8 protein-coding genes and 1 pseudogene are annotated in these 13,868 nt (G+C 65.5%); 4 read left to right on the top strand and 5 right to left on the bottom strand.

The genetic code is table 11. From position 1 onward, the window contains the following. Positions 1-513: 513 nt before the first annotated feature. Complete coding sequence (locus OG272_RS15770; RefSeq protein ID WP_405896026.1) at positions 514-1,026, bottom strand: NUDIX domain-containing protein; 513 nt, start codon at positions 1,024-1,026, stop codon at positions 514-516. Positions 1,027-1,485: 459 nt separating this feature from the next. Between OG272_RS15770 and OG272_RS15765 the strand changes: the two genes are divergently transcribed. The 4 genes and pseudogenes from OG272_RS15765 to OG272_RS15750 all read left to right on the top strand — a co-directional run. Continuing rightward, entirely contained in the window at positions 1,486-1,668 is a 183-nt protein-coding gene (locus OG272_RS15765; protein WP_405893732.1) for a hypothetical protein, read from the top strand. 225 nt (positions 1,669-1,893) lie between these two features. Continuing rightward, positions 1,894-5,784, top strand: coding sequence for a hypothetical protein (locus tag OG272_RS15760; RefSeq protein ID WP_405893731.1), 3,891 nt, complete (start codon positions 1,894-1,896; stop codon positions 5,782-5,784). Then, positions 5,784-6,557, top strand: a complete 774-nt coding sequence (locus tag OG272_RS15755) for a hypothetical protein (RefSeq protein WP_405893730.1) — start codon at positions 5,784-5,786, stop codon at positions 6,555-6,557. Before OG272_RS15760 ends, OG272_RS15755 begins: the two co-directional genes overlap by 1 nt. Before the next feature lie 340 nt (positions 6,558-6,897). Then, a pseudogene (locus tag OG272_RS15750) lies at positions 6,898-7,113 on the top strand (GNAT family N-acetyltransferase); the annotation flags it as partial. Between the two features lie 221 nt (positions 7,114-7,334). Here OG272_RS15750 and OG272_RS15745 read toward each other — a convergent pair. Genes OG272_RS15745 through OG272_RS15730 form a run of 4 tightly spaced genes read right to left on the bottom strand, consistent with a single transcriptional unit; the run spans position 7,335 to position 13,820 of the window. Then, positions 7,335-7,544 carry a helix-turn-helix transcriptional regulator gene (locus OG272_RS15745; protein WP_405893729.1) on the bottom strand — a complete coding sequence of 70 codons (210 nt, stop codon included), beginning with the start codon at positions 7,542-7,544 and terminating at the stop codon, positions 7,335-7,337. 5 nt (positions 7,545-7,549) lie between these two features. After that, positions 7,550-10,663, bottom strand: coding sequence for a type I restriction endonuclease subunit R (locus OG272_RS15740; RefSeq protein WP_405893728.1), 3,114 nt, complete (start codon positions 10,661-10,663; stop codon positions 7,550-7,552). After that, positions 10,660-11,877: a restriction endonuclease subunit S gene (locus tag OG272_RS15735; RefSeq protein WP_405893726.1), complete on the bottom strand. Its 1,218-nt coding sequence runs from the start codon at positions 11,875-11,877 to the stop codon at positions 10,660-10,662. Before OG272_RS15735 ends, OG272_RS15740 begins: the two co-directional genes overlap by 4 nt. Beyond that, positions 11,874-13,820 carry an N-6 DNA methylase gene (locus OG272_RS15730; protein ID WP_405893725.1) on the bottom strand — a complete coding sequence of 649 codons (1,947 nt, stop codon included), beginning with the start codon at positions 13,818-13,820 and terminating at the stop codon, positions 11,874-11,876. Before OG272_RS15730 ends, OG272_RS15735 begins: the two co-directional genes overlap by 4 nt. Positions 13,821-13,868: the final 48 nt, after the last annotated feature.

Below are 13,868 nucleotides of genomic sequence, written 5' to 3'. Positions count from 1 at the left end.
GCTGAACGACTCCGACTGACTGCGGCGGCTTTGCGCGGCGCCGTGACCGGTGTGGTCAGCGCGATCGCTACCTGGCTGATCAGTCACCTCATCCCCTGACAAACTCATGCACGGCGCATCGCCAGGCCCTTGAAGTGACGCAAACCCCAACGGGGTGTCCTCCCAGAAGGGACACCCCGTTGGTCCGGTGTGGGCAGACCGAGGTCATAGCGGCCTCTGAGACCCCTGTGGCTCTCTACCGGGTCTCTGCTCTCATCCCCAGAGTCGACGTCATCTCCGACACCGTGGACGCGGCAGGCCGGCACGGGGCCGCCATGGCCTGAAGACACAATGGCGAACGCACTGATGAGCCCGAGCATGATAGTTGTCGTTAACCTCCCACCCCCGACCAGGCCATTCTCGAAGCACTGAGCATGATATTTGTCGCCGAATTCGCATCGTTGTTGACGTGTTCCGTGCTTTTGCAGGCAAGTTGGCCGCAAGCAGGCGTCCCAGCCCGCGAGGCGGGCAAGGTCAGGACTGCGTCGTCCGGAACGCGAGATACCGGCTGAAGGCTTCGTGGCTGTCGGGGGTGAAGCGCCACTCCAGCAGGGCCGACCGCAGCTCCGGCTCGGTCAGCCAGCCATGCCAGGCGACCTCATCGGGATCGGCGGCCACGGTGTCCGGCACCACGGCTTCGTGCACGCTGAGCCAGTGAGGGCTCAAACCGCTGCGGTTGATGAACGTGAACAGCAAGCGCGGCAGCACACGAATGCCCAGCTCTTCGGCCAGCTCCCGCGCGGCGGCCTGTTCATAGGACTCACCGACATCCACGGCGCCACCGACCACGACCTCGTACAGCCCGGGGAAGCGCGACAGCTGCTCCGACCGCCGGTGAACGAGGATCCGCCCACACTCATCACGACACACCGTCACGGCGACCCGGTGCAGCCAACCCTCCCGGATGGCCTGCCGGCGGCTGACCACCACCCCCAGCACACGATCTTGATCGTCGACACGCTCCACCAGTTCGTCCACGCCGCACACCCTGGCAGAGCCCACTGACAACGCCGCTTCTCGGAGCCCCGTGGAGGCCGACCCAGGAGAACCTGCACCAGGAGGCCGGACGCGGATTACGACAGTTGTCGTGCGAATACGACACCTATCGCGCTCAGGCTCAACTGAGTGGATTTTCGACAAGAGCACGGCCCGACTCCTGGGTGAGTGCACGGTCCTCGTGGAGGACAACGCGTGGGGGAAGGCCGGCACCGTCGTCACTCCGTGGTCCTTATCGGCAGCGGCACCGTCGACGAGTCCGGACAGACTCCATAGGGAGCCCTTCGCGGCACAGCGCCGTACACCGATGAAAGGGACCATGCAAGGTCGAACATCAGGACGATTGTGATCGAGAATTCGACACACTCGATCACGGCCACCCCCGTACCCCGGAGCTTGTTGTGGGATCCCTGTGAGTCACTGGCGCAACCCCCATCACAGGAGAACAGAATGCACCGTGCACGCGCCGCCGTCCCGGCCGCCGCCAGCTGCGCCTTGGCGGCGTGCGCAACCACCGCAACCGCAGTACCGGAGCCCTCCGCACCACCTGAGGTCGGACTCACCACGCCGGCCAAGAAAGCCCAGCTGCAACAGCAGCTCGTCGAGGTCAGGCCCGTGATCGCCACCTACTAGGGCAAGAAGAACCGCACCACCGTCAGGGGAGGCCTCCAGACGGGGGACACGCGGGCAGTCCTCGCCGATGGCACGTCATCACTGTTCTAGACCGTCGCGTTTCCTAGCCTCCGTAGAGGCCGCGTCGGTTCATCCTCATGCCCTGATAACGCACTGTTGGAGTAGCAGTTGAGAGTTCACAGATCGGCTCGTACTGGGATCGCTGGCCTTGCGGCCACCGCGGTCTTGACCGGGCTCATACACGTGGCGCCGGCTTTAGCCGATTCCAGCCCTCCCGGCTCGAATCCTTTACCGAAGCCGTCCGGCAGTCCGTCGTTTGATCCGCCGACGCGTGTGCCGAACCCCGGCAAGAAGCTCGGGAAGAGCTGGGACACCTCGATGGACCGGGCCGTGACCACAGCGGCAGACAGTGGCGGATTCAAGGTCCTCGTGTCGGACAGCAAGGACGCCTACCAGTGGCGGACCGTTGCCACGCTTGCCGAGCCCGGCATGCCGGCGGACTCGTGGATCGGTAACTCCTGCGTCATGGACCGTGATCACGCTGCGGTCGTGTATGCGCCGCGTACGTTCACGAACAAGCCAGACCTGATGCAGGGTGGGGCGTTCACCGCAGTCGTCGACCTGAAGTCCGGCCGGGTGACGAAACTGCCCTTCACCGGCTCGCTGGCCTACTTCGACCCTTCGTGCAACCCCGAAACTCGCACGGCCGCGTTCACTGCGTTCCGTGACAGCAAGACCCGGCTCGTCACCGTCGATACCAGCGGCAAGACGACCACCGATACCTCTGTCACTGGTCAGGTGACCTCGGCCGTCCCGACGGAGGACGGTCTCGTTGCCGCACACGGCCGTCACCTGGTGCACGTCGACCCGACGAACAGCAAGCTCCAGAGGCTGGCTGCCGCGAACGGTGTGCCGTTCGACATCCGCCCCACCAGTAAGGGGGTCGCGTTCCTCGACCGTAGTGGCAACACGGCACACGCCAAGCTATGGAAGCGCGGGGGCACGCCGTCGCTGCTTGCGTCCGGGAAACTCGGAGACCTGGCCCTCAAACAGGGCACTGAGGGCCAGGCATTTCTCACCGGGGACACCACACACGCGAACCTTGCGGGTACTGGAGTGACCCGTCTGGATGTTCCGGCGGACACGGATGTGTCCAGCCACGGCCGACTGGCCGTCGATCCCGTGCTCATGCCCGGCGTACGTGCGGGCCTGGAACAGATCGGCAACGCGGGGAAGGGCTTCACCAAGGCAGAACCCTCACCCCGGGCGCGCACCACCGAGGACCCCACGAGGGACAGTGCTGCCCCACTGACCATCACCAGTGTCGCGACTGCCACCGGCGAGAAGATCACCCAGGCGGTCACCGACACAACCAGCGGTAAAGGGAAGGGTTCCTCCTCACCCGCCCTGCGTGCAGCAGGCGGGGCCGAGAGGGTGCCCGGGAAGAACGGACGGGCACCGGCGGACGGCGAACTGTCCCACAACCCGGTGGACACCGATCGCTGGTGTTCCATCCCCCGCAACGACGTCAAGGCGCTGGCGCTGCAGCCGACTCCGAACCAGGTCGAGTGGGCCGTCAACATGGCGATCCGCGGCGAGCTGCGCTCCAAGTGGATCAAGCAGGGCGGCTGGCGCTCAGGGCTGGGAACCGTCGACCCGCAGGGGCTCTTCCCGGCCCCCACGCTGAAGGGCGGCGGGCGCATCCCTGCCCAGGTGCTGCTGGGTGTGCTCGCGCAGGAGTCGAACCTGTGGCAGGCCGAAGGCGGCGCCGTCCCCGGCCAGATGGGCAACCCGCAGGCGGCGATCGCCGGGTTCTACGGGCACAAGGGGGAGACGTCCGAGGAGTACTGGGCGATCAAGTGGCACCTGTCGGACTGCGGCTACGGCGTAGGCCAGGTCACCGACGGAATGCGCCTCGCCGGCCTTGAGAAGCCCGACGAGACGTCCCTGCCCCCGGCGAAGCAGAAGGCCGTGGCCCTGGACTACGCGGTCAACATCGCCGCGTCGATGTACATCCTTGCGGACAAGTGGAACCAGGTGCACACCGAGGGCCAGACCATCACCGTCAACAACGACGATCCGTCGAAGCCTGAGAACTGGTTCGCTGCGCTGTGGAACTACAATCTCGGCTTCAATGAGAACAAGGGTGACGGCAAGCCGTGGGGCCTTGGTTGGTACAACAACCCCGCGAACCCGGTCTACCCGCCCTCGAGGGATCCGTTCATGACCGATCCGCGGCATGCCGCGAGGCCTCAGAACTGGCCGTACCAGGAGAAGGTGATGGGCTGGTCCGCCTGGTCCATGGACACCGGCTACTCCTACGGCTCCGACGGACGGCAGGACTGGCCCGGCGAGTCAGGTTTCTCATCTGTGGGGTTCCGGCCCGCATGGTGGATCAACCCGGCGCAGCGCGCCCTGGTGAAGCCTCCGTTGGACGCGTTCTGCAATGCGACCAACAGCTGCGATTCCGCGAACCCGCCGGACTGCCCCGACGAAGACTGCTACAAGCGGTACTGGTGGCGCGGCTCGAACGTGACGTGGAAAGAGCACTGCGACGCCGACTGCGGCCACGAAAGCATCAAGTACGCCACGCTGCGCGAGGAACCGGGCCGCGGCCATCGGCTGAAGTACGGCACACCAGAGTGCGGCGCCGCCCCCGCAGGGGCACTGATCGTGGAGTCCGTCCCCGACAACATGGACACCTACAGTGACTGCGGATCGTCCGGCACCGACGCCGGCAACTTCCAGTTCACCTTCCACCCCAACCCGGCGGCGACCGGACCGGGCCTGGGCCCGTTCGAGGCCAAGGGAGACCTGCACCAGATCGGCGGTGGACACGGCGGCCACTTCTGGTACACGCACACCCGCGACACCGCTCATCTCGGCGGCGCCGGCGCCCGGATGACCATCGACGGCACCTGGACCCTCGACCGCAACGTCGAATGGGCCCGCGTCTTCGCTCACATGCCGGACACCGGGGCGCACACCCAGCAGGCCCACTATGTGATCAAGGGTGTCGCGGGCGGTGACCGCCACCGCTACGTCAACACCCACTTCAGTAAGAACACCTGGGTCGAACTCGGCGTCTACCGCTTCACCGGCACCCCGCGGGTGGAGCTGACGAACACCACCGACGACGGCACCGCGGACGAGGACGTCGCCTGGGACGCTGTCGCCTTCCAGCCGCTGTCGGGCAAGCCGAAGCACATGGTCGTCGCCATGGGCGACTCCTACACCTCCGGTGAGGGCGCCGGAGCCTATTCACCCGAGTCTGACAGGGACCACGGGAAGAGCAGCTGGAACGCATGCCGACGCAGCAAAAATTCCTGGCCGCGCAAGGTTCTGTTGCCCGGTCAGAGCACCAGCCTCGGCGAACTCTCGGACAACAGGAGCGGCACCGTCGACTTCCTGGACGTCAGTTGTTCCGGCGCGCACACCTGGCAGCTGACCACAGGAAACCCCACTCCATGGGGAAAGATCGGCAACTACCGCGAGAAGAGCCAGATCGACTCCGGTGTCCTCAGCCCGGACACCACCCTGGTCATGCTGACCATCAGCGGCAACGACGATGACAACTTCACCAACGCCGTAACGAACTGCTACATCGTCGGGGTGTGCGACCCGGCCGACTACACGGGCAAGGTCGACCAGGCGGTCGCGGCCACCGGGGGCCTGATCGATGACATCGCGGATGCCGCGCCGAACGCCCAGATCGTCCTCATGGGCTACCCTCGCCTGGTCAGTGACGAGCAATGCGTGACAGCCGACTTCGACGCCCTGAACCAGCTGGCCGACTACGTCCGAGACAAGCAGAAGGCCAAGGTGGCGGAGCTGAAGACGGCCGGAACCAAGGTGGCTTTCGCCGATCCGATACCTGCCTTCCGGGGACACGGAATCTGTGACGGCGACGAGTGGATCAACCGCGTCGTCGCCGGCCCGAACGGCGATGGCGACTTCCACGACGGGGACCCGGCCAACCAGGCCCCCTGTCTGCCCTGGCCCGGGGAGAACGTCTGTGCCAGCCTCGAGTCGTTCCACCCGAAGAACGCCGGCACCACGGGCTACGCCCGGGTCATGGATCAGGCACTGGCCGATATCGGATACAAAGGCAGCTAGTGGGACCTGACACAACCGGCGGTACGGTGGTCACGAGGCGGGCGAACCGCCTCGTGACCACCGGCTGCCTGACCATCCTGATCACCTTGTCCGTCGTTCTCGGCATCGTCGTCTCCTGGTTGTGGTATCGGCACTGGCATGACGGGAACGTCAACAGTGAGCGCAATGACAAGGCATTCGCACTGATCCGGAAGCAGGCCCGTGCCACGGCGGACGACACGGCCCGCGCACTCGACACAAGCGGCACCACCGATGCCGACGCACTCGCCGGCGTGATCTGGCAGCACTCCGAAGCCCCGGTGATCACCTACGACACGTCCCGCCGCGAGTTCACCGCCACGGCCGCGAGATCCGCACAGTACGACGAAGAAGTCATGCTCCCCGGAGGCGGGCCCGTCAAGGTGACCCGGTGTTTCGTCTTCACCTACACCCACCGCCCCGGCCAGGCGTGGACGTCGAGGGTTTCCGAGCGGGACGACGATGTATGCCGTCCCAGCACCCAGATCGGCAACCGGGTCCGTCTGGCGCTGACGCGCATCACGAGCATGCACGCCGAGGACTTGACGCGCGCCGGGATACAGGATGCCCTCGACCCCACCGGACGGCGTTCCTTCCACGTCAAGAACGTGGTGCGTGAGGGGGACACGATGACCGTATCCGTCCTCGTCTCAAGCTCGCAGGCAGCAGTCAACCAGTGCTACCACTTCACCCGGCCCGTCCCAGACGACGACGGCCAAGGTTCCGCCACAGTGGTTCCGGCGTCTTCGTGCTGATGCTTCTGTGCAGGTCGTGCCTCGCACTACCTGGAGTTGGTGAAGGCGATCCGCGCGGCGAGCGCAGCGGACAAGCTGGACTGGCTGGAATGGAAGTCGACGCTGGACTTTCGGCCGAAGAACAAGGCAGACAAGAGCGCCCGTAGCGGACGCGGATGCCACCAAGAACGAATACCAGGACGAGGACTGAGCTCTGCCTCAAACCTGACGCACCGACGCCGGTCGCCTGTTGGCGTACTCCCGCACTACCAGCAGGTGGCCCGGGCCGCGCAGTTGCTGCGGTACAGCCAAGGCCCCGCTGTCACTCCACTGGCCAGGCCGGGCACTTCACGGGGCGATGCCCTCGGTGGCCCTGAAGGAGATCGGCGTCCGGCCGGCCTGGCGGAAGACGGGCACCGCCCGCCGTATCCACGATGCCCTCCTCGCCACACGCGAGGAGCCGTACGTCACCCTCATGGCCAACCCGGCCGCCGGCGACGGAAAGGTCCACGCCCTCTACACGTCGTGGGGATACGAGGACATCGGAAAAAGCCAGCCGTCATCGGCCTCACCGTGATGATCCGCGATACCCGCTAACCCAAGAGGCAGGCAGCGCAGACATAAACCGTCGGGGCCCAGTCTCGGAGCGCGTCTGGTGAGGCCTTGTTGGACACGTTGGGCACAGAGGCGGGGCGACCGAGCGGGTCTGGTGCGCATGACGGCGGCGCAGACAGGTTCGCTCGCCCCGGCACGGTCGTGAGCCCCGGCGGCTTTACGTGCTCGCGTCGGCCCGCATGATCAGTCGTCGTCCTTCAGCTCGAGCCTCAGGCCGAGGGCACGAGCGACCTTGGCGATGGTCGCGGTCGTGACGTCATTGTTCGCCTCGATGCGTGCGATGGTCGGGCGCGATACCCCTGACTTCTCGCCGAGCTCCCCCTGCGACCACCCCTGCTTCTTGCGGACCTCGCGGATGACGTCACCGAGGCTCGCCTCGGACTCCTCCTCCATGCGCCTTACCCCTCGGCCTCGGAGCCCGCGTCCGGGTCGGAGCTGTGCTCGGCGTGGAGGGCGTCCGCCGCGATGTCGGCGATCTGCCCGATGAACGCCGGATCGGTCATGTACGACTGGATCTCTTTCGACTCGTTCACCGTCTTCAGGACCGCGAGCCCGACGGCACCACTGAAGCCCTCGGACGCCTTGAGCTGGGCAACGGTGTTGTTCTTCGCCATCGCCACCGCCTCCTCGTTCGCGTCGAGGAAGCCCCAGAAGGTCGTGATGAACCCGGAGACACTCTCGGGGCTGACATCGACGCCCTTGGCCTTGAACATTTCGTTGACCTTGTCTATGGCCTCGTCGAGCGGACCGCGCTTCGGCGCGGCGCTGCCCGTGTGCTCGCCGTCGAAGATCGGGAGCTTGACGCCCTCGCCGCTCCCCTCGCTCAGCGAGTGGTCCTCGTTAATGGCGGAGGGCACGAGCTTGACGCCGGAGAGCTGCACGCCCTCGAGGAAGCTGTCGTCGTAGTCGCTACCGTCGGTGTGGAGGTTGCGGGCGAGTAGCGTCGTCAGGATCGCGCGACGGTGCAGCTCAGGGTCCTGGTAGTCGACGATCTGGCTGAGGAACTGCCAGGCGTTGCGGTACCCGAGTACATCGGCCCGGAAAGACTCCAGGAACTCCTTCTGCGCCTTGTCCTTCGAGAGCACAGCCTGACGCCGCTGGCCGCTCCACCGGTTCTTAATCGGAGACAGGGCCTTGGCGATCGCCTCGCCGCCAGCGTCCTCGAGGAAGGCATCGGCGACGGCGTCCATCTCTTCGTGCGTGTAAAGTCCGGCCGTGTCGAGCCGCTCTCCCACCGTGATCAGCGCATTGGGATCGACGTCGCCGTCGACGTGCGCGTCGGAGTAATAGAGCTTGAAGTCCTTCTGGACACTCGCCGGGGTGTTGCGGAAGTCGACGACCATCGGCGCAGTCTTGCCTGGATAGATCCGGTTTAGCCGGGAGAGGGTCTGCACGGTGGCGACGCCGGAGAGCTTCTTGTCGACGTACATCGCCATGAGGCGCGGCTCGTCGAAGCCAGTCTGGAACTTGTTCGCGACGATGAGGACGCGGTAGACGCCCTCCTCGCGGAACGCCCTGCCGACGTCGCTCACGCCGTTCACCGACACCTCGGTGACACTCTCTCCGTCCTCGTCGGTGAGCGACCCCGAGAACGCGGCCAGTGTGTGCAGCTCGTAGCCCTTTTCGGCGATGTACGCGTCCATCTTGCGCGACCAGCTCAGCGCCTCCATGCGCGAGCTCGTCACGACCATGGCGCGCGCCTGGCCGCCGAGCATGTGGCTGACGTTGCGCTGGAAGTGTTCGACAACGACCCGCACCTTCTGTGCGATCGCGGTCGGATGAAGCCTCGCGTAGCGGACGATACTCGAGACCGCCTCGCCGGTGTTGACCTGGATCTCGCCCTCGGACTCCTCCCCCTCGAGCGTGCTCTTCACGCGGAGGAACATGTCGTAGGTCGAGTAGTTCGTCAGCACGTCGAGGATGAAGCCCTCCTCGATCGCCTGGGCCATCGTGTACGTGTCGAAGGCCTCCCAGCGGTCCTCGCGCTGGGTGCCGAACAGGCGCAGCGTCTTCGCCTTCGGGGTCGCGGTCAGGGCGATAAAGGTGATGTTGCTCGACGCGGCGATGGCCGAGTCCTTGGCCATGAGGAGGTCGTCAGCGCCGATGTCGTCCTCCTCTACATCCAGCTCGATGTCGGCGAGCAGCTCCTTGAGCTGGCGCGAGGCGGAGCCCGATTGCGAGGAGTGCGCCTCGTCCGCGACCACGGCCCAGCGCCGGCCGCGCAGCTCCTGGGTGTCCTCGATGAGCTTCATGACCTCGGGGAACGTCTGCAGAGTGCAGGTGATGATGTGGTCGCCCTCGAGTAGCGCCTTCTTCAACTGCGGCGACTTGGCGCCGGACTTCTCGCCGACGGCGACGACGAGCCCCTTGCTCGACTGCACCAGGTTCATGCCGTCACGGATGTTCTCGTCGAGGACCATGCGGTCGGTGACGACGATGACCGAGTCAAACGTTGACTTCGAGTCGGCGCTCATGTGGCGGATCAGGCGGTGGCTGAGCCAGGCGATCGTCTTGGTCTTGCCCGAGCCAGCCGAGTGCCAGATCAGGTAGCGCTTGCCGGTCCCGTTCGCCTCGATGTCGGCGACGACGCGCTCGACGGCGCGCAGCTGGTGGAAACGGGGGAAGACGAGGCGGCCCTCGTCCTTCTTGCCGGACTTGCCGGGCTCGAAGAGCGCGAAGTCCTTGAGGACCCGCATGAAGGTCGCGCGCGAGAGGATCTCGCGCCACAGGTAGTTCGACGACGAGCCGGTGCCCGACGGCGGGTTGCCCGCGTGGCCGTCGTTGCCCTGGTTGAAGGGCAGGAAGACGGTGTCCCCGCCCTGGAGCTTGGTCGTCATGTAGACGAGGTCGTTGGAGACCGCGAAGTGGACGAGGGCGCGCCCGGGCGCGAGCAGCGGGCGGCTCCTCCCCGGCTTGCGGTCCTCCTTGTACTGGCGGATCGCGTGGTTAACGGTCTGCGTGTTGTCGGTCTTGAGCTCCAGGGTGACGACCGGCAGGCCGTTGGCGAGGAGCACGACGTCGATGCTCTCGTTGGTCTTCGTGTCGAAGCGCACCTGGCGCAGAACTCGCAGTCGGACCGACTCGGCCGCCTCTACGACCTCGGTCAGGTTCGGGTTCGCCGGGGGGAAAGCCATCATCGGGCCGAACTTCGCCGCGGGGCGGCCGATCTGGGCGTAGGAGAACCCCTTGCGCAGCACGCCGAGTAGGCCGCCGACCGGGTGCCCGGTTGTTGGGTCCGTCCTTGTGGCCTTGGCGAGCTCCTTGGTGATGTGCTCGAGGAGCTTCCGCTCAGCGTCGGCCCTCTGCCCATCGACCAGGTCGCCGGGGACGGCCTTCTCGTACTCGTCCGGGTACTGGGTGCTCAGCCAATGGAGCACGTCGGCCGGCGCGATCGCGAGGCCGACGTCCCAACCCGTCGGCCTCCCATCGTCCTCGTACAGCCAGCCGCGCTCGGCCAGCTCGGCGCAGAGGTTCTCCTCGAACTCGCGCTCCATCAGCTGCGCGTGGCTCACGCGACTTCCTTCCGTCCGGTGACGACGTCGAGTAGGAACGCGGAAGACCGCTCCACGAGGAGGTCTCGAAGGCTGGCGATCTTCGACAGCATGCCGTCAATGCGACCCGTCACCTCGTCGAGATGGTCCGCGATGCGTTGCTGCTCGTCCATGGGAGGCAGCGGCAGGGGCATCATGTCGAGTGCGGTCTTCGTGACTCGCTGGGCGTTGGGGCGGACTCCTGTGCCGATGGCTCCGAAGTAGTCGACATATCGGGGGCTGCGGAGAAGGTGGTGCACGTAGCGCGGATGGAATCGCGGCGAGATCCAGAACGCCTTGTAGTCAGGGCTGATGTAACCAGTGAGCGACGAAACGCCGAGCCCGCCGTGATTCAGCCACATCATGTTGGCGGCGAGCTGGTTTGGCCTCACTACCCGGTACTTCGCCACGTCCAGGGACGCCTGCTGACCATCCGTCCGCGTATTCAGCTCGACTCCCCGGTACTCGGAGATCGAGAGAAGGGGGCCTGGCGGGTTCTCGCCGTTCCGCTCGGTGCTCTCGGTGAAGTCGTAGCCGAACTTCGTGCGGTCCCAGTGCTCAGGTGTCCCGGACAGCGGAGACTGCGCATCTTCGCCTCGGCGCGAGTCCTCCTCGGAGAGACCAAACAGCGCAGCCGTGTCAATTGCCCGTGCACGCAGTGCGTCGGTCAGCTCATCGAGCTTCGCGATCATGTCATCGGCCTCGTCGAGCCGGGCCGCGAGCTCGCGCTGGACTTCCAACGGCGGCAAGGGGACGCGAATGCGTGACATCCGAGTGAAGTTGGTGGACCACAGGTCGTCAACGATGCCCGTGCCCCAACGAAAGAACTCGTCCTGGAACGCGATGCTGCGGAACAGATGATGGCCGTACTCCGGAACCAGGAGCTCCGGCCTCGGCGTCATGACGGAGTAAACGACAGAGACGCTCCCGTCCTGGTGGGCCAGCCCAGAAGCCCCGCGCCGGTCGGATCGCGAGTTGATGACCAGGTCTCCGGTGCGTACTAGCTTCCGATCGCCTTCGGTCTGCGACTTGGCGACGCCAGCGAGCTGGGGCGTCACACCCCGCTTCCCGACCGACAGCGGGGAGAACTCCGTCTCACCGACCTTCTCGTTCCGCTCTACGACGATGGATCCGACCGGAGCCATGACGAAGGCGGAGCTCTCAAGCAGCGACTCGTGGACCGCTTGATCGGTCACTGGTCGCTCACCAGCTTGAACATGTCAGCAAGTTCGCCCATGAGGCGCTGCACCTCGGAGTCGATCACGTCGAGCGGTTTCGGTGCCCGCGGCGTGTAAAAGATCCTCGTAATCGGGATCTCGTTGCCGTACTTCGCCTTGCTCTCGTCCCACTGGGCGTCAGGAGAGAACTTGACGACCTCTCGCTCCATGTGCTCTGTCAGGTCCTCGCTGAGTGGCACGCGCTCGGTGATCTTCCATCCGCTCGAGGTGACCGCGTTGCCTTTCCGGTCGACAGCTGGCTGCGCTGAGTCGTCCGGCACGGCCATCGCCTTCATCACGGCGTCCACTAGGCCGAGCGGAGCCTTCAGCCCAGCTGCCTTCGCAGCCTGCGGGAAGGCCTTGGGCAGATCGTTCCAGCTCGTGCCGTCGAGCGATTCGAGCACGGCGGCGTGCTCGTCCGTGAAGTCCTTCCGTTCACGCAGCGCCTCGACCGCCTCTCCGCTGAAACGGGCAGCCAGACGCACCTGCTTGTAGACGGGAACGTCCCGGAACTTGAAATCGTCCGGAGTCATCACACGGGAGATCTCAGGATCTGCGTGGTCGAAAGCCTTGTACGCCTCAAGCACCGGGTCCCGGTCTGCGGCACGCATCTCCCGGCGCTTCTCGCCCATGGGCCTGCGCAGCAGAGCCGATTGGCCCGATCCATCGATCAGTTGGATCTTGCCCTTGCGCTCCGGGTCCTTGTTCGTGTCGAGGATCCAGACATAGGTCGGGATGCCGGTCCCGTAGAACATGCTGGGCGGTAGGGCGATGATGGCGTCAATGAGGTCCTCGTCGAGGAGCCACTCACGGATCGCCGTCGGCCCCTTGTCGCCGTTGAAGAGTGGGGCCGCGTTGGAGACGACCGCGGCGCGTCCGCCCTGGCCGTTCTTGCTGGCCGGGCTGAGCTTCGACGCGCAGTGCGCCAGAAACAGCATCTGCCCGTCGCTGATGCTGGGGAGGCCATGGCTGAAGCGGGAGCCGGGCGTCTTCGCCTGGCCACGCACGGCCTTCTCCTCGACCTCCCAGTCGATGCCGAACGGAGGATTCGAGAGCACGTAGTCGAAGGTTTGCCCCTCGTAGAGGTCCTCGACAAGGGTGTTGCCCTGCTTGATCGCGTCCGGGCGGCCGCCCTGGATGAGCAGGTCCGCCTTGCCGAGAGCGAACGCGGAGGGCATGAGCTCCTGGCCGTAAAGCGTGACGTCGATCGTTTCGTTCATGCGCCGGAGCGCTTCCTGGGCGATGAGCAGCATGCCACCGGAGCCGGCCGTCGGGTCGTAGATCGAACGCGCCGTGCCCTCTCCCGCGAGAGTGTCGTCGTCGTTCGCGATCAGGATGTCCACCATCAGCTTGATGGCGTCTCGCGGAGTGTAGAAGTTACCGGCGGCCTTGCCCTTCTTGTTGAAGGCGCGGTACATGACGTCCTCGAAGACGTCGCCCATGCCTGTGTTGCTCAGGCTGCTCGGGCTTAGGTCGAGCGTGGAGAAGTGCTTGACGACGGCGTGGAGCCGATTGGCGTCGGCGAGTACCTTCGCGCGCCGGTTGAAGTCGAACGAGACCCAGATGTCGGCGATGTTGTTCGAGAACCCGTCGATGTAGCTCTTGAGGGACTTGTCCACGTTGTCGTCAACCGACGCGATCGTGGCGAGGTCGAGCGGCGAGACGTTGTAAAAGCCAAGCCCGAATCGGTCCTTGACCGCGATGTCGATCAGGTGCTGAGGCATCCCGCCGAACGCATCGACGTACTTGATCACCTTGTCCTTGGTGCCAGCGAGCATGCACTCCAGACGCCGGAGCACCGTAAACGGCAGGATGTAGTCGCCGTAGTCCTCCTCGTCGACGATGTTGCGCAGGTACTTGTCCGCGGTGTCCCAGACGATCCGCGCCGTCGTCTTCCTGGATGCCTCTGCCGACTCGGCCATGCGTGCTCGTCCCCATCGTCCCAGTACTGCTCTGTATCAAAGACTTTA

The sequence above is a fragment of the Streptomyces sp. NBC_00104 genome (assembly GCF_045160825.1).
In the GTDB taxonomy this organism is placed as follows: domain Bacteria; phylum Actinomycetota; class Actinomycetes; order Streptomycetales; family Streptomycetaceae; genus Streptomyces.
This window is presented reverse-complemented; position numbering and strand designations above follow the sequence as displayed.